Raw genomic sequence first — 16,523 nt, 5'->3', positions numbered from 1 at the left:
GCAGCGCCAGGCCATCACTGCGGCGCGGCGGGGTACCAGCGCGGCGTGTACACCCACGGCGCGCCCTCGGGGCGAGGGATGCAGCGGGTGGTCGAACTGCCGACGATGACCATGGTGCGCATGTCGACCATCTCCGGTACCAGCTCAGCCAAGGTCACCACCCGCAGCGCCTGGCCGGGCCGGGCGACGTCGCGGCCGAGCACCACCGGCGTTTGCGGGCCGCGGTGTTCACGCAGGATCTCCAGCGCCCGCCCCAATTGCCAGGGCCGTGAACGGGAAATCGGGTTGTAGAAGGCCATGGCCATGTCGGCCTCGCCCGCCAAGTGCAGGCGCTGTTCGATGGTCGCCCAGGGCTTGAGGTTGTCTGACAGCGAGATCAGGCAGAAGTCGTGCCCCAGCGGCGCCCCGGCCCAGGCCGCGGTGGCCAGCGACGCGGAAATACCCGGCAGGATTTGCAGGTCTACCCGTTGCCAGGCCTCGTTCTGCGACGCGTCCAAGGCTTCGAGCACGGCGCTGGCCATGGCGAACACGCCAGGGTCCCCAGACGACACCACCACCACCGAGCGGCCTTGCGCCGCCAGCTCGAAGGCATGCCGGGCGCGCTGCAGTTCTTCACGGTTGTCGGTGCAGTGCAGCACCTGGTCATCGCGAAACGGCCCGGCCATGCGCACGTAGGTTTCATAGCCGAGTACATCCTCGGCACGGGCCAGCTCGCTGCGCACCGCCGGGGCCATCAACTGCACCGAACCCGGGCCCAGGCCGACCACCGCCAGGCGCCCGCGGCGCTGGCCATGGGCGTCGGCCTGCAGCGGCTGGCCATGCAGCACCAGCCCCAGGCCGGGGGCCGTGGCGGCGGGCAGCACCGGGTTGAAGCGCAATGGCACGCCCAACTGCGCCGCCAAGGCGTGCAGCGCGCTGTCGGCCATCATCGCCGGTGGCGCCAGCAGGCAACCCAGCGCGGCCTTGGCATAGCCCGCCGCGGCCAAGGCCTGGTCGATGCGCTGGGCCAGGTCGGCACCGGCTGCATGCACCGCCACCAGCACGGCCCGCGGGTGGATCAACAGCTCATCGGCGCTGCCCTGGGCCTGCGCGCTGACCTTCACCGCCAGCCGTGCGCCCGGCGCTTGCGGCAGCCCGGCGGCTTCCAACCAGGGCGCGGCGCCGTCGAGGCGCAGGGCTTCGCCACCGAGCAGGTCGGAGACAAAACGCTTGCCCTGTTCTACATCCGCCAACACATAGCCCTCGGGGGGGTTGAGCAGGCAGGTGCCAAAGCGCAGCTCGCCACTGGTGGTGATCGCGGCGGCCACCTGAAGGTGCGCGCCCACCTCGCGGGCCATGCGGTTCACCCCACTGAGGCCACCGAGCAACGGCACCACCGCGCTGCCGTCTTCGGCCAGCGCCAGCACCGGCGGCTCGGCGGTTTTTTCCAGCAACTCGGCGGCCAGGGTGCGAATCACGATGCCAGCGGCGCACAGCGCGATGATCGGCGTGTTGGCGCGGTACAGCTGGCGCAGGGTATCGCCAAAGTGCTCGAACGCCTCATCGGCGCCCTGCACCCGCGCGGCCAGGCCAAGCACCCGCGCCTGCGGGTAGAGGGCCTGCAGCTGCCGGGCGGTGGCTAGGCCGTGCTGGCCAAGCAGCACGATGGCGGGGCTGAAGGTGCTCATCCCTGCCACCGCTCGCCCGGTACCACGATCAACGAAAAGTACGGCGACGAATGCGGGTCGACCTCTGCCAATGGCACGATCTTCTGGTTGGCCATGGTCGCGCGCTCCACGTACAGCGCGCGCTCGGCCAGGCCCAGCGCTTGCAGCACGGCGTGCACCTTGGGGAAGTTGCGCCCCAGTTTCATCACCACCGCCGCGTCGGCGTCGGCCAGGCGGCGCTTGAGCTCATCGGCCGGCAGCACCCCGGAGAGCACCGACAACGACTGGTTGCGGTACACCAGTGGGGCACCGAGCACCGAGGCGCCGCCGAGCATCGAGCACACCCCCGGCACCACCTCGGTGGCATAGCGCTCGGCCAGGCGGTCGTGCAGGTACATGTACGAGCCGTAGAAGAACGGGTCACCTTCGCAGATCACCGCCACGTCGCGGCCGGCGTCCAGGTGCGCGGCCACGGTTTCGGCGGCCTCGTCGTAGAAGTCGCTGATCACCTGCTCGTAAGAGAGCGGCGCCGGCAGCACCTCGGTGGTCACCGGGTACACCAACGGCAGCAGGTGCTGCGCTGGCTGCAGGTGTTGTTCGATGATGCCAAAGGCATTGCCCTTCTTGCCCTTGGCCACGAAGTACCCCACCACCGGGGTTTCGCGCAGCAGGCGCAGGGCCTTGACGGTGATCAGCTCAGGGTCGCCAGGGCCCACGCCCAGGCCAAACAGGCGGCCGGCCATCATTCCACCTCCGAGGCGAGGGCATTGACCGCCGCCGCCGCCATGGCGCTGCCGCCGCGGCGGCCATGCACCACCACGAAGGGCACGCCACGGCTGTCGGCGGCGAGCATCGCCTTGGACTCGGCGGCGCCGATGAAGCCCACCGGGAAGCCGAGAATCAGCGCCGGCTTCGGCGCCCCGGCATCGAGCATCTCGAGCAGGTAGAACAGCGCCGTGGGGGCGTTGCCGATCACCACCACGCTGCCTTCGAGGTGCTCGCGCCAGTACTCCAGGGCCACCGCCGAGCGGGTGTTGCCCTGGGCCTTGGCCAAGGCCGGCACGCGCTCATCGCGCAGGGTGCAGAGCACCGGGTTGTTCGCCGGCAGGCGCGCGGCGGTGATGCCCGAGGCCACCATGTGCGCGTCGCAGAGGATCGGCGCGCCGGCCAGCAAGGCCTTGCGCCCGGCGTGCCCGGCGCCTTCGCTAAAGGCCAGGTCGTCGACCACGTCGACCATGCCGCAGGCATGGATCACCCGCACCGCGAGTTTTTCCAGATCGGCCGGGATCCGCTCCAGGCGGGCCTCCGCGCGAATGGTGGCGAAGGAGTTGCGATAGATTTCTTGGCCATCGCGGATGTAGTCGATCATCGGGTGTCGCTCCGTGGGAGGCCGTTCAATAAGGTGGCCGCCGCTTGCAAGGTCAGCTCGCGGGCACGCAGGCGGCCAAGGCCGGCGTGCGCCGCGTCGCGAATGAAAAGGTCATACCGGCCGGGGGCTACCGCCAGCAGGGTGTAAGGCGCGCCATGGGCGCCGGCGCAGGCCCGTGGGCAGCCCGACAGGTGCACCGCGCGGGCCGGCGCCAGCAGGGTGGCCAGGTGGTGGGCGTCGGCCTTGGTGTCGGCCTGGGCCTTGGCGCAGCCCTCACTGCCGCTGCAGGCCACCAGCGCTGCCAGCGGCGCCTGGGGGTCTGTCAGCAGGCCCAGCTCGCGCAGCGCCGCCTGGGCCTCGCCGGCCTGGGGCGCGGCCACATCGGGCAGCAGCAGGCCCTGCCAGGGGGTGAAGTGCAGCACACCGCTGCCCAGCCGCCGCGCCAGCCCAGCCAGGGCCTGCAACTGGCTGGCGCGGAAGCGGCCAAGCACAAACTGCGCGCCGACCGCCACCCGCCCGGGCTCGGCTTGAGGGTGAATGCCCAGTGCCGCCGCGGTGGGCCGTGGCGGCACCGGCTGCGCGATCCGGCGCAGGCCCAGCGGCGCCATGAAAGCCTCGAGGCCGACCGCGCCGAGCAACTGGCGCATGCGCGACTGCTCGGTACCGGCCAAGGCGAGAAAACGCTCGAGCACCGCCAGCAGCCCCGCCAGCGCCTGCGCCGGCGCCAGCACCGCGACGCACTGCCCGCCGGCCACGCTGCTGGCCAGGCCCAGGCCGAACTGCCATTGCCCCTCCCACCACAGCGGCGTGAGCCACAGGTCATGGGGGTGGTCCAGGCAGGCCAGGGCCTCGCCGCCGTCGAGCTGCACGGCGAACTTGGCCGACAACCCGTGGTAGCGCGGCTCGCCCTCGAGCACCCGCAGCAACTGCGCCGCCAACGGCCGCACGTCCAGCGCCTGGGCGGGGCAACGCCCGGCCAGCGGGCTGAGCATCAGGTTGCGCACATCGTCGCCCGCGGGGTGGGCGCTGCCCAAGCCGGCGGCGAGCAACGCCTGCTGCAAGGCCGGCGCTTCGGCACCGATGCCGCGCACCTGCAGGTTGGCGCGGTTGGTAGCCTCCAGCACGCCACCGCTGTAGCGCTGCGCGGCATCCGCCAAGGCCTCGGCCTGCTGCGCGGGCAGCACGCCGCCAGCCAGCTTGACCCGGCAAATGCCACCGTCGCGCGCGTGCACGATGCGCAGCAGGCTGGGGCACGCCGAGGGCCGAAGGGGGCTAGGAGGCACGGGCTCGTTCAATGCAGGGTCCGCAAAACGGTTAAGAGAAGTGTTTCAAGGCGCGATATTATGCCTGCTTTGCCGCGCCGCATGAAAACACGGCCGGCCGGATGGGTATTACATGAGGAATTTTCATGGTGGCGTGGCTGACCGTCGTCGGGATCGGTGAAGACGGCTACAGCGGGCTCGGCAAGCTGGCCCGGCGCGCCCTGCTGCAGGCGGCGCGGGTGTACGGCGGCGAGCGCCAACTGGCCCTGCTGCCGCGCTGCATCGGCGCCGAGCGGGTGCTCTGGCCCAGCCCTTTCAGCCTGGCGCCGGTGCTGGCCGAACGCGGCAGCCCAGTGTGCGTGCTGGCCAGTGGCGACCCGATGCTGCACGGGGTCGGCGCCTCGCTGGCGCGGCAGTTGCCGATCGCCGAGCTGAACATCCTGCCGGCGCCGTCGTCCTGCTCGCTGGCCGCCGCGCGGTTGGGCTGGGCGCTGGCCGACTGCGGCATCGTGTCGCTGGTGGGCAAACCCGTGCAGCGGCTGAACGCCGAGTTGTACGCGGGCCAGCGCCTGCTGGTGCTGAGCAGCGACCAACACACCCCTGGCCAGGTGGCGGCGCTGCTGTGTGAGCGCGGCTTTGGCCGCAGCGAGATGACCGTTTACGAACACCTCGGCGGCCCCCAGGAACGCTGCCTGGCCACCCTCGCCGAGCACTGGCCGGCACAACCGGTGGCGCGCCTGAACCTGATCGCGCTCGACCTGCGCGCCGCCGCCGATACCCCTCGGCTGGGCCGGGTACCCGGCTTGCCGGATGCCGCCTTCCGCCACGACGGGCAGATCACCAAGCGCGACGTGCGCGCGATCACCCTCGCCCACCTGGCGCCGCAACCCGGTGAGCTGCTCTGGGACGTCGGCGCCGGTTCCGGCTCGGTGGGCATCGAATGGATGCGCAGCCACCCGGCCTGCCGGGCAGTGGCCATCGAGGCCAACGAGGGCCGCCAAGGCCATATCGAATACAACCGTGGCGCCCTCGGCGTGCCCGGCCTGCAACTGGTGCGCGGGCATGCGCCCGAGGCGCTGGCCGGGCTGCCGGCGCCGGATGCGATCTTCATCGGCGGCGGGGTCACCGTGCCGGGTGTGCTGCAAGCCTGCTGGGCGGCGCTGAAGCCCGGCGGCCGGCTGGTGGCCAACGCCGTCACCCTGCAAAGCGAAATGGCCCTGATGGCCTGGCGCGAAGCCCACGGCGGCGAGCTCACCCGCCTGCACCTGGCCCAGGCGCAACCCTTGGGCAGTTTCGACACCTGGCGCCAGGCGCTGCCGATCACCCTCCTCGAACAGGCCAAGCCCGACGATGCTTAACCCACCTCGCCTGCTGGTGCTCGGCGGCACCGGCGAAGGCCTGGCCATCGCCCGCCAACTGCCGGCCTCGGCGATCTACAGCCTTGCCGGGATCGGCCGGGTACCCGAGGGCCTGGCCTGCCAGGTGCGGGTGGGCGGCTACGGCGGCGCCGAAGGCCTGGCGGCCTTTATGCGCGCGCAGGGCATTGGCCTGTTGATCGACGCCACCCACCCCTATGCCGCGCAAATCAGCCACAACGCCGCGTGGGCCGCCGAGGCCTGCGGCGTGCCGTGTTGGGCGGTGCGCCGCCCGGGCTGGCAGCCACAGGCCGGCGATGACTGGCGCGAGGTCGCCGATTGGGCCGGGGTGCTGGCGGCGCTGCGGCCCTTTGCCCGGCCGTTGTTCACCCTCGGCCGGGAGCCGCTGCAGCACCTCGGGAGCATCCCCGCCGGGCAGTTCTGGACCCTGCGCGCCCTGGAGGCCTGCCCGGGCAATGCGCGTTGCGAGGTGATCGGCGCCCGTGGGCCGTTCACCCTGGAGGGCGAGCGGGCGCTGTTTGCCCGGTGCCAGGTCGACGTGCTGATCAGCAAGAACAGCGGCAGCGGCGCCACCGAACCCAAGCTGCAAGTGGCCCGGGAACTGGGCCTGCCGGTACTGGTGCTGCGCCGCCCGGAATTACCCGTGGTAGATCGCAGCTTCAGCAGCGCCGCGGCGCTGCTGGCGGCACTATGACTTCCCCCGGGGTTCAGGCTTAATAGCCCGTACCTCATTACCCGGACCGCTTCGATGAACCTTCTGCCACGGCTGGCCTGCTGTTTTTCGTTGCTCACCCTGGCCGGCGTTGCCACCGCGCAGGATTACACCCTTGGCACCCTGACCATCCAGCAGCCTTGGTCGCAGGCGCTGCCGCCGAATTCCGCCACCGCGGCGGCCTACTTCAGCATCAGCAACAGCGGCACCGAAAACGACGTGCTGCTGGGCGTAGACACCCCCCTCGCCGGCCAGGCGAGCATGCACCAGCACGTGGGCCAAGACGGCATGATGAAGATGCAAGCGGTCGACAGCGTGCTGGTACCCGCCGCCGGCAGCGTGGCGTTCAAGCCGATGGGCTACCACGTGATGCTGATGGACCTCGCCGAAGACCGCACGCAATTGCAGGCCGGCCAGCAGTTCCCGCTGACCTTGCACTTCCAGCGCGGCGGCGACATTACCGTTGAGGTCGACGTGCTCAGCGATGCGCCGGCGAGCGCTCACAGCCACTGATCGCCGCCCGCAAAAAAACGCCAACTACGCACGGCAGCAATGTTTTCAAGCTGTTACATTGCCGCCCCCTTCAGTGCGTATACGGATGACGCCCATGTCGATGTACCGGCTTTTTCTGCCTGCCGCGGCCGCCTTGGCCATGGCCTGCGCCCCTCACGCGCAGGCTGCCGATGCGGCCACCCAAGTGTTCAGCGCCTTTAGCCATTGCGACAGCCAACTGTTCAGCACACTGGCCAAGGTGCAATTGCCCGCGGCCACGGTCGTGCTCAGCCGCCAGGGTGACGTGGCCAGCCCACGGGTGATGAACCCCCTGCAACCCGGTGGCCGCTACCAGGCGTTCGAGCACCCACTGGTGGTCAATGGCGTGCGCCTGACCGGCTATTACAACGAGGCCAGCAGCCTCGGCGAGCAAGGCAACCTGTTGTACTGGGGCTTCACCGCCGAGGGTGACGCCAAGACCGTGGCCGAACGCTTGGCGCCGCTGATCGCCGACCACGCCCGCATGGGCCTGGAGCGTGGCGAGCAAGTGCGCAGCGAGATGCGCCGGGTGGGTGACCCGATCGACCAGTGGCGCACCGACAACCCGATTGGCTCGGGCGTGGCCACCCCGTTCGGTTTCGTCGAGCGTGTGCTGGAGATCTCCGGCAAAGACACCACCCCTGAGCTGCGTGGCCAGGTCACGCTGCTGTGCTCCCTGCAAGGCACGGTGACCGCGCCGCTGCTGCAGGTGTACCGCCCAGACCTGAACGCCCACCTGCTCGACTGACCCCGGAGCCCACCATGCGATACCGCCTGCTTACCCTGATCGGCGCCGCGGCCATGCTGGCCGGCTGCGCCACCCGCCCTGCGCCCACCCCCGCCCAGCAAGCATGCCGCAGCCTGCCGGCGCTGGTCACCGCCAAGCAATACCAGGCCGAAGTGACCCAGGCCGAGCTGTGCCTGGGCAACCCCGCGCTGCCCCCCGCGGCCAGGGCCCTGGTGCTGAGCCTCCAGGCCGATGGCTACACCAACCTCAAGCGCTACCCCGAGGCCATCGCCGCCAAGCGCGCCTCGATCGAGGTTGCGCCACCGGCCAACGGCTGGGCAACCCTGGAGCTGAGCCGCATCTATACCGAAAGCGGCAACTACGCCGAAGCCCTGAAGCTGGTGCAGGCCAACCTCGACCAAGGCCTCGGCGAAGCGGGCAAGGGCCGTGGCTTCAACATGCCCACCTACTACCACATGGGCCGCGCGCTGAACGGCCTGCAGCGCTACCACGAGGCCGCCGAGGCGCTCAGCGCCGGCCTGATCAAGCAGCCCGGCTACGCCTGGGCCTATTACAGCCGGGCACTGGCCTATGAAGGGCTGGGCGAGCGCGCCGAAGCCAAGGCCGACCTGCAACGCTACAGTGAACGCCTCAACGGCGCGGCCATCGGTGCCGACGAGCAAGCCACCCTGCAGCGCTTCGGCCTGCCGCTACCCCCCGCCCACTGACCCCGCCCCAAGTTGGCCCCGGCGCACGCACCATGCCCGCCGGGGCGCACCACCCCAGTGCAGCGCCTTACCTGACCAACCCGTCAACTCCCACGCCAGAGCGCTCCGCTCGGTTTAGGCACAAGCCTTGCTATGGGCTTTATCAGCCATACGCTGCCGATAACCACAAACATTGCATCAACGGAGAGATCGCACATGAAGCGCCGCAGTTTGCTCAAGGCTTTTACCCTCTCGGCCTCTATCGCCGCGATGGGGCTGACCTGGACCGCCCAGGCCGCGGAAACCATCAAGGTCGGCATCCTGCATTCGCTTTCCGGGACCATGGCCATTTCCGAGACCTCGTTGAAAGACATGGCCCTGATGACCATCGACGAAATCAACAAGGCCGGCGGGGTAAACGGCAAGATGCTCGAGCCGGTGGTGGTCGACCCCGCCTCCAACTGGCCGCTGTTCGCGGAAAAAGCCCGCCAACTGCTGACCCAGGATAAAGTCTCGGTGGTGTTCGGTTGCTGGACTTCGGTGTCGCGCAAGTCGGTGCTGCCGGTGTTCGAAGAGCTCAACGGGCTGCTGTTCTACCCGGTGCAATATGAAGGCGAAGAGATGTCGCCGAACGTGTTCTACACCGGCGCCGCGCCGAACCAGCAGGCCATCCCGGCGGTGGAATACCTGATGAGCGAAGAAGGCGGCAGCGCCAAGCGGTTCTTCCTGCTGGGCACCGACTACGTGTACCCGCGCACCACCAACAAGATCCTGCGCGCCTTCCTGCACTCCAAAGGGGTGAAAGACAGCGACATCGAAGAGGTGTACACCCCCTTCGGCCACAGCGATTACCAAACCATCGTGGCGAACATCAAGAAGTTCTCCGCCGGCGGCAAGACCGCGGTCATCTCCACCGTCAACGGCGACTCCAACGTGCCGTTCTACAAGGAACTGGCCAACCAGGGCCTGAAAGCCACCGACGTACCGGTGGTGGCGTTCTCGGTGGGCGAAGAAGAACTGCGCGGCATCGACACCAAGCCGCTGGTGGGCAACCTGGCCGCATGGAACTACTTCGAGTCGGTGGATAACGCCGAGAACAAGAAGTTCGTCGCCGCCTGGAAGGCCTACGCCAAGGCCAAGAACCTCCCCAACGCCAGCACCGTGGTGACCAACGACCCGATGGAAGCCACCTACGTGGGCATCCACATGTGGGCCCAGGCCGCCAACAAGGCCAAGTCCACCGACGTCGACAAGGTCCGCGAGGCCATGGCCGGGCAAACCTTCGCCGCGCCGTCGGGCTTCACCCTGACCATGGACAAGACCAACCACCACCTGCACAAGCCGGTGATGATCGGCGAAATCCAGGACGACGGGCAGTTCAACGTGGTCTGGCAAACCAAAGAGCCGATCCGCGCCCAGCCGTGGAGCCCGTACATTCCGGGCAACGAAAGCAAGCCTGACCACCCGGTCAAGAGCAACTGAGCCTGACCCCACCCGTTCCGGGGGCCCCTGCCCCCGGAACCTGGAGGACGCACCCCATGGTTCTGTTCCGATTGCTGCTGGCGGTGCTGCTGCTCGCACCGCTCTGGGCCCACGCCAGTGACGCCGGCGACTTCACCGCTGCCGACGCCGCCGGCCAGGCCAAATTGCTGGAAACCTGGGCCGCCCAGCCCAACGACCAGCGCCTGGCCCTGCTGCAAGCCCTGCAAGATGGCCGCGTAGGCTATGACGACGACAAACACCCCTACATCGAGACCGCCGGCACGATGGCCGCGGTCGATGCCGCGCCGGCCAACGGCGAGGTGCGCAAGCTGCGCCTGAACAACCGCCTGCGCGGGCTGGTGATCAACGCCCTGGCGGCGCACCAGATGCTCAGCAACGACACCAGCGTGCGCCTGGCCGCGGCGCAGCAGTTGCAGCGCTCGGCCCAGCCGGCGCAGGTGCCGATGCTCGAGCATGAGTTCCAGGGCGAGCAGAACAGCCTGGTCAAAACCGCCCTGGGCCTGGCGCTGGCCAACCTGCAACTCACCGACCCCGACCCACAGGTGCGCCTGCGCGCCGTGCGGCTGCTGGGTGAAACCGGCGACCCCAGCGCCCAGGCCCGCCTGGAGTCGGTGCTGGCGCCCGGCGCCGAAGCCGATGACGGCGTGCGCACCGCCGCCCAGACCAGCCTGGTGCAGGTCAAACGCAAGCTGATGGTCGGCGACCTGCTCGGCCAGGCCTTCAGTGGCCTGTCGCTGGGCTCGATCCTGCTGCTGGCGGCGCTCGGCCTGGCGATCACCTTCGGCCTGCTCGGGGTGATCAACATGGCCCACGGCGAAATGCTCATGCTTGGGGCGTACGCCACCTATGTGGTGCAACTGGGCTTCCAGCACTACGCGCCAGGGGCGCTGGAGTATTACCCGTTGGTCGCCCTGCCGGTGGCGTTCTTCGTCACCGCCTGCATCGGCATGGCGCTGGAGCGCACCATTATCCGCCACCTCTACGGGCGCCCACTGGAAACCCTGCTGGCCACCTGGGGCATCAGCCTGATGCTGATCCAGGCCGTGCGGCTGATCTTCGGCGCGCAGAACGTCGAAGTGGCCAACCCGGCGTGGTTGTCGGGCGGCATCCAGGTGCTGCCGAACCTGGTGTTGCCGTGGAACCGCGTGGTGATCATCGGCTTTGCGCTGTTCGTGGTGGTGCTGACCTGGCTGCTGCTGAACAAGACCCGCCTCGGCCTGAACGTGCGCGCGGTGACCCAGAACCGCAACATGGCGGCCTGCTGCGGGGTGCCCACCGGGCGCATCGACATGCTCGCCTTTGGCCTGGGCTCGGGCATCGCCGGCCTGGGCGGGGTCGCCCTGAGCCAGATCGGTAACGTCGGGCCAGACCTCGGCCAAAGCTACATCATCGACTCGTTCCTGGTGGTGGTGCTCGGCGGCGTCGGGCAACTGGCCGGGAGTGTGTCGGCGGCGGCCGGGCTGGGTATCGCCAACAAGATTCTCGAACCACAGATCGGCGCGGTGCTGGGCAAGATCCTCATCCTGGCGCTGATCATTCTGTTCATCCAGAAGCGGCCACAGGGCCTCTTCGCACTGAAAGGACGGGTGATCGACTGATGAACCAGCCCTTGATGATCACCGCCATGCACAAGGCCGGCACCCGCGTTTCCATCGCCCTCGGCGTGGTGGTGGCGGCGCTGCTGGTGGCCATGGCGCTGCTGTCGCTGCTGCCGGAGAGCAACAGCCTGCAGGTGTCGGCCTACACCCTCACCCTGGTGGGGAAAATCCTCTGTTACGCCATCGTCGCGCTGGCCCTCGACCTGGTCTGGGGGTACGCCGGCCTGCTCTCGCTCGGCCACGGGCTGTTCTTTGCCCTGGGCGGTTATGCCATGGGCATGTACCTGATGCGCGAAGCCTCCGGCGACAGCCTGCCGGCGTTCATGACCTTCCTGTCGTGGAGCGAACTGCCCTGGTACTGGTACGGCACCCAGCATTTTCTCTGGGCGCTGTGCCTGGTGGTGCTGGCGCCGGGGGTACTGGCGCTGGTGTTCGGATTTTTCGCCTTCCGCTCGCGGATCAAGGGCGTGTATTTCTCGATCATGACCCAGGCCCTGACCTTCGCCGGCATGCTGTTGTTCTTCCGCAACGAAACCGGCTTTGGCGGCAACAACGGCTTCACCAACTTTCGCAGCATCCTGGGTTTTTCGATCACCTCCCAGGCCACCCGGGCGGTGTTGTTCCTGCTCACCGTGGCGCTGCTGGGCGCCAGCCTGTGGCTAGGCTGGCGGCTGGCGCGGAGCAAGTTCGGGCGGGTGCTCACGGCGCTGCGCGACGCCGAGAACCGTTTGATGTTCTGCGGCTACGACCCCCGCGGCTACAAGCTGTTCATCTGGGTGCTGAGCGCCGTGCTGTGCGGCCTGGCCGGCGCGTTGTACGTGCCCCAGGTGGGCATCATCAACCCCAGTGAAATGTCGCCGACCAACTCCATCGAAGCCGCCGTGTGGGTGGCCCTGGGCGGGCGTGGCACGCTGATCGGGCCGCTGCTCGGCGCCGGCCTGGTCAATGGCATGAAGAGCTGGTTCACCGTGGCCTTCCCGGAATACTGGCTGTTCTTCCTAGGGGCGTTGTTCATCATCGTCACGCTGTACCTGCCCAAGGGTGTGATCGGCCTGCTGAAAAAACGAGGTGGCGAATGAAGGTACCCGCCAACGGCGCGTTCATGCTCGAACCCGCCTTCGACCCCAACAGCGACGCCGGCACCAGCCGCGACGCCGTCGGCCTGGGCAGCCGCCCGGCCGGCACCCTCGACACCCGCCACGGGACCATCCTCACCCTGGAAGACATCAGCGTCAGCTTCGATGGCTTCAAGGCACTGAACGCGTTGAACCTGTACATCGGCGTGGGCGAGTTGCGCTGCATCATCGGCCCCAACGGTGCGGGCAAAACCACCATGATGGACGTGATCACCGGCAAAACCCGGCCCACCAGCGGCCAGGCCTGGTTTGGCGAAACCCTCGACCTCACCCGCCTGAGCGAAGTGCAGATCGCCCAGGCCGGGATTGGCCGCAAGTTTCAGAAGCCCACGGTGTTCGAGGCGCTGAGCGTGTTCGAAAACCTGGAGCTGGCGCAAAAAACCGACAAATCGGTGTGGGCCAGCCTCAAGGCCAAACTCACCGGCGAGCAGCGCTCGCGCATCGAACAGGTGCTCGACACCATCCGCCTGACCGCCTCGGTGCAGCGCCCGGCCGGGCTGCTGTCGCACGGGCAGAAGCAGTTTCTGGAAATCGGCATGCTGCTGATGCAAGACCCGCAACTGCTGCTGCTCGACGAACCCGTGGCGGGCATGACCGACGCCGAAACCGAGTTCACCGCCGAGCTGTTCAAGACCCTCGCCCGCCAGCACTCGCTGATGGTAGTGGAGCACGACATGGGCTTTGTCGGCAGCATCGCCGACCACGTGACCGTGCTGCACCAGGGCACGGTACTGGCCGAAGGCTCGCTGGATGAAGTGCAGAACAATGAGCGGGTGATCGAGGTTTACTTGGGGCGCTGAGCGCCCCAGTGGCAAGTTGGAAGCGGCAAGTGGCAAGCAGGATTGCACTGGCTTTTTCTTGCCGCTTGCAGCTTGCCCCTTGCCCCTTGCCCCTTAACCCCAAAGAGGTCTCCCCGTGCTCCAAGTGAACCAGCTTCACCAATTCTACGGCGGCAGCCACATCCTGCGCGGCCTGAGCTTCGACGTCGCGATTGGCGAGGTCACCTGCCTGCTGGGCCGCAACGGGGTGGGCAAAACCACCCTGCTGCGCTGCCTGATGGGCCTGTTGCCGGCCAAAGAGGGCCAGGTGACCTGGGAAGGCAAGCCTATCACCGGCTACAAGCCGCACCAGCGGGTGCATGCCGGCATTGCCTACGTGCCCCAGGGGCGGGAAATCTTCGGCCGGCTGACGGTGGAAGAAAACCTGCTGATGGGCCTGTCGCGGTTTCCCGCCGGCCAGGCCAAGGCGGTGCCGGCGTTCATCTACGAGCTGTTCCCGGTGCTCAAGGAAATGAAACACCGGCGTGGCGGCGACCTCTCCGGCGGCCAGCAGCAGCAGTTGGCGATCGGCCGCGCGCTGGCCAGCCAGCCCCGTTTGTTGATCCTCGATGAGCCCACCGAAGGCATCCAGCCGTCGGTGATCAAGGAGATCGGCGCGGTGATCAAAAAGCTCGCCGCCCGCGGCGACATGGCGATCCTGCTGGTGGAGCAGTTCTACGATTTTGCCGCGGAGCTGGCCGACCAGTACCTGGTGATGTCGCGCGGGGAAATCATCCAGCAGGGCCGTGGCGAGAACATGGAAAGCGAAGGCGTGCGCGGGCTGGTGACCATCTAGCCGGCAAAACCTGGCTCACTGGCCAGTAACTGGCGCTTTACGCTTTCGAGGTGCAAGCGCGCGCTTTCGGCGTTGCCTTCGAGCATTTGCCGGCAGGCGGCGCTGGCCACCGCGTGGGGCACGCGCTTGAGCGGGCGGCCGCTGGCTTCGGCGCGCAGCTGCACCTCGGCGGCGCGCTCGAGGTAGTAGAGGTCATCCCAGGCCTCGGCAATCGTCGGCCCCAGCACCAGCGGGCCATGGTTCTTGAGCATCAGCACATCGGCGTTGCCGGCGGCGCGGGCAATCCGCTCGCCCTCGGCATTGCCCAGGGCCAGGCCGTTGTAGGCTTCATCCACGGCCAGGCGCTCGTAGAATTTCAGCGCGGTCTGCCCGGCCCACACGAACGGTGCCCCTTCGAGCAAGCACAACGCGGTGGCATTGGGCATGTGCGTATGGAAGGCCGCGGTGGCCCGTGGGTTGAGGCGGTGTAACTGGGCGTGGATGTAGAACGCAGTGGCCTCCGGGCGCCCCTCCCCGGCGATCACGCGGCCGTCGAAATCGCACACCAGCAAGGATGAGGCGGTGACTTCGGCAAAGGCCAGGCCATAAGGGTTGACCAAAAACAGCTCGGGGTGGCCGGGCACCACGAAGGAGAAGTGGTTGCAGATCCCCTCGCCCATGCCCAGCCGCGCGGCCATGCGAAAACACGCGGCCAGGTCGATACGCGCCTGGCGGATGGCCGGGGTGTTCAGCTCGAGGCTGGAAGCGGCGGCGGGTGGCGGGGTTTCGAAGGCATGGGCCATGGTGGCGGGCTCCTGGGTGGTAGCTGCCCATAGCCTAGCGCGCGGCGGCGGCCGGCCATGGTGCCAGTTGGCCGGCCCGGCCGGGCCAGTTGCGCTGGCTCACGCCCCTTGCGCAACTGGCCCTACGGCTGGCCAGCGGTTTGTTTCTATGGTGCGCCATCGCCCACCCGCTTCGCAGAGGCCCGCCATGAGCAGCTCGATCAACAACCAGTACGTGTACGACCTGGACCGCCAGTACGTGTTTCACTCCTGGTCCACCCAGGGCAGCCTCAACCCGCTGGTGATCGCCGGCGGCGAAGGCTGCACGCTGTGGGACTACGACGGCCGCCGCTACCTCGACTTCAGCAGCCAACTGGTGAACACCAACATCGGCCACCAGCACCCCAAGGTGATCGCCGCGATCCAGGCCCAGGCCGGTGAGTTGGTGACCGTGGCCCCGGCCACCGCCAACCTGATGCGCGGCGAAGCCGCCAAGCGCATCCTGGCGCGGGCGCCCGCCGGTTTTGCCAAGGTGTTCTTCACCAACGCCGGGGCCGACGCCAACGAGAACGCCATGCGCATGGCGCGCCAGTACACCGGGCGCGATAAAATTCTCTCGGCCTACCGTTCGTACCACGGCAACACCGGCGCGGCGATCGTTGCCACCGGTGACCCGCGCCGGGTCCCCAACGAATACGCCACCGGCCACAAGCACTTCTTCAACCCCTACCTGTACCGCAGCGAGTTCAACGCCAGCAACGAGGAAGAAGAATGCGAGCGGGCGCTGCAGCACCTGCGCCGGGTGATCGAATGCGAAGGCCCGGGCGCCATCGCCGCGATCCTGCTCGAAAGCCTGCCCGGCACCGCCGGCATCCTGGTGCCGCCGGCTGGCTACATGCAGGGGGTGCGCAAGCTCGCCGACGAGTTCGGCATCGTGCTGATCTTCGACGAAGTGATGGCCGGCTTCGGCCGCACCGGGCAATGGCTGGCGCTGGACAACTTCGGCGCGGTGCCCGACCTGATCGTGTTCGCCAAAGGGGTGAACTCCGGCTACGTGCCAGCCGGTGGGGTGATGATTTCCAAAGCCATCAGCGAGCACTTCGACCATCACTTCTTCCCTGGCGGGCTGACCTATTCCGGCCACCCGCTGGCGATGGCCGCGATCGTCGCCACGCTGGATGCCATGAGCGCCGAAGGCATGGTCGAGAACGCCCGCATGATCGGCGAGAGCGCCCTGGGCCCTGGCCTGCGCGCACTGGCCGCGCGCTACCCGATGATCATCGGCGAGGTGCGCGGGCTGGGGGTGTTCTGGGCGCTGGAGTTCGTCACCGACCCCATCCAGAAAACTCCGATGCCGGCGCCACGCATGCAAGCCATGAAAGCCGCCCTCACCGCTCGCGGGCTGCTCACCTTCGTGGTCGACAACCGCATCCACGTGGTGCCACCGTGCATCGTCAATGCCGAGCAGGTGAACGAAGCGCTGGGGATTTTCGACGAGGTGTTCAAGGCCGTGGCGCACGGCTGAAGGGCCTATCGCCCGGCACAGCCGGAGTGCCGGACCACGGCCTCCCACCAGATTTG

Annotated in this window: 16 protein-coding genes; 11 read left to right on the top strand and 5 right to left on the bottom strand. The window is 68.2% G+C overall.

All coding sequences use genetic code 11. The features are described 5' to 3' along the window. Nucleotides 1–14: 14 nt before the first annotated feature. From cobJ to cobG, 4 genes are read right to left on the bottom strand one after another with little or no spacing between them, the layout of a single operon-like run. Complete coding sequence (gene cobJ / locus ACFZCE_RS10150) at nucleotides 15–1,667, bottom strand: precorrin-3B C(17)-methyltransferase (protein ID WP_390938521.1); 1,653 nt, start codon at nucleotides 1,665–1,667, stop codon at nucleotides 15–17. Next, entirely contained in the window at nucleotides 1,664–2,392 is a 729-nt protein-coding gene (locus tag ACFZCE_RS10145; RefSeq protein ID WP_390938519.1) for a precorrin-2 C(20)-methyltransferase, read from the bottom strand. The genes cobJ and ACFZCE_RS10145 overlap by 4 nt, the downstream gene beginning before the upstream one ends. Then, entirely contained in the window at nucleotides 2,389–3,015 is a 627-nt protein-coding gene (locus tag ACFZCE_RS10140) for a precorrin-8X methylmutase (RefSeq protein ID WP_390938517.1), read from the bottom strand. Before ACFZCE_RS10140 ends, ACFZCE_RS10145 begins: the two co-directional genes overlap by 4 nt. Next, a complete protein-coding gene (cobG, locus tag ACFZCE_RS10135; RefSeq protein WP_390938515.1) occupies nucleotides 3,012–4,298 on the bottom strand; it encodes a precorrin-3B synthase in 1,287 nt (428 codons plus the stop codon). The genes ACFZCE_RS10140 and cobG overlap by 4 nt, the downstream gene beginning before the upstream one ends. Before the next feature lie 125 nt (nucleotides 4,299–4,423). Here cobG and cbiE point away from each other — a divergent pair, with 125 nt between their 5' ends. The 10 genes from cbiE to urtE all read left to right on the top strand — a co-directional run bounded on the left by cbiE (nucleotide 4,424) and on the right by urtE (nucleotide 14,181). Continuing rightward, on the top strand, nucleotides 4,424–5,635 hold the full coding sequence (gene cbiE / locus ACFZCE_RS10130) for a precorrin-6y C5,15-methyltransferase (decarboxylating) subunit CbiE (protein ID WP_390938513.1): 1,212 nt from the start codon (nucleotides 4,424–4,426) through the stop codon (nucleotides 5,633–5,635). Then, nucleotides 5,628–6,347 carry a cobalt-precorrin-6A reductase gene (locus ACFZCE_RS10125; RefSeq protein ID WP_390938511.1) on the top strand — a complete coding sequence of 240 codons (720 nt, stop codon included), beginning with the start codon at nucleotides 5,628–5,630 and terminating at the stop codon, nucleotides 6,345–6,347. Before cbiE ends, ACFZCE_RS10125 begins: the two co-directional genes overlap by 8 nt. Nucleotides 6,348–6,401: 54 nt before the next feature. Next, nucleotides 6,402–6,878: a copper chaperone PCu(A)C gene (locus ACFZCE_RS10120; protein WP_390938509.1), complete on the top strand. Its 477-nt coding sequence runs from the start codon at nucleotides 6,402–6,404 to the stop codon at nucleotides 6,876–6,878. Between the two features lie 94 nt (nucleotides 6,879–6,972). Then, nucleotides 6,973–7,644: a hypothetical protein gene (locus ACFZCE_RS10115; protein ID WP_390938507.1), complete on the top strand. Its 672-nt coding sequence runs from the start codon at nucleotides 6,973–6,975 to the stop codon at nucleotides 7,642–7,644. Between the two features lie 14 nt (nucleotides 7,645–7,658). Beyond that, the gene (locus tag ACFZCE_RS10110; RefSeq protein ID WP_390938505.1) at nucleotides 7,659–8,351 is read left to right on the top strand and encodes an N-acetylglucosamine transferase; all 693 of its coding nucleotides are present in this window, start codon (nucleotides 7,659–7,661) and stop codon (nucleotides 8,349–8,351) included. Nucleotides 8,352–8,546: 195 nt separating this feature from the next. Next, on the top strand, nucleotides 8,547–9,812 hold the full coding sequence (urtA, locus tag ACFZCE_RS10105; protein WP_390938503.1) for an urea ABC transporter substrate-binding protein: 1,266 nt from the start codon (nucleotides 8,547–8,549) through the stop codon (nucleotides 9,810–9,812). Between the two features lie 56 nt (nucleotides 9,813–9,868). Beyond that, a complete protein-coding gene (gene urtB, locus ACFZCE_RS10100; RefSeq protein WP_390938501.1) occupies nucleotides 9,869–11,431 on the top strand; it encodes an urea ABC transporter permease subunit UrtB in 1,563 nt (520 codons plus the stop codon). Further along, complete coding sequence (urtC, locus tag ACFZCE_RS10095; protein ID WP_390938499.1) at nucleotides 11,431–12,510, top strand: urea ABC transporter permease subunit UrtC; 1,080 nt, start codon at nucleotides 11,431–11,433, stop codon at nucleotides 12,508–12,510. Before urtB ends, urtC begins: the two co-directional genes overlap by 1 nt. A 23-nt stretch (nucleotides 12,511–12,533) precedes the next feature. Continuing rightward, nucleotides 12,534–13,367, top strand: coding sequence for an urea ABC transporter ATP-binding protein UrtD (gene urtD, locus ACFZCE_RS10090; protein ID WP_390938648.1), 834 nt, complete (start codon nucleotides 12,534–12,536; stop codon nucleotides 13,365–13,367). Between the two features lie 115 nt (nucleotides 13,368–13,482). Then, nucleotides 13,483–14,181 (top strand): urea ABC transporter ATP-binding subunit UrtE, encoded by a 699-nt coding sequence (urtE, locus tag ACFZCE_RS10085; protein WP_390938497.1) that lies wholly within the window; start codon nucleotides 13,483–13,485, stop codon nucleotides 14,179–14,181. Here the strand turns inward: urtE and ACFZCE_RS10080 are convergent. Continuing rightward, the gene (locus tag ACFZCE_RS10080) at nucleotides 14,178–14,963 is read right to left on the bottom strand and encodes an aldolase (RefSeq protein ID WP_390938495.1); all 786 of its coding nucleotides are present in this window, start codon (nucleotides 14,961–14,963) and stop codon (nucleotides 14,178–14,180) included. The two genes, urtE and ACFZCE_RS10080, sit on opposite strands and share 4 nt — an antisense overlap. Before the next feature lie 187 nt (nucleotides 14,964–15,150). Between ACFZCE_RS10080 and ACFZCE_RS10075 the strand changes: the two genes are divergently transcribed. Then, the gene (locus tag ACFZCE_RS10075; protein WP_390938493.1) at nucleotides 15,151–16,467 is read left to right on the top strand and encodes an aminotransferase class III-fold pyridoxal phosphate-dependent enzyme; all 1,317 of its coding nucleotides are present in this window, start codon (nucleotides 15,151–15,153) and stop codon (nucleotides 16,465–16,467) included. The last annotated feature ends 56 nt before the right edge of the window (nucleotides 16,468–16,523 follow it).

The sequence above is a fragment of the Pseudomonas sp. NPDC007930 genome (genome assembly GCF_042958985.1).
Taxonomy (GTDB): domain Bacteria; phylum Pseudomonadota; class Gammaproteobacteria; order Pseudomonadales; family Pseudomonadaceae; genus Aquipseudomonas.
Note: the sequence above shows the minus strand (reverse complement) of the source record. Positions and strands in the feature narration are given on the sequence as shown.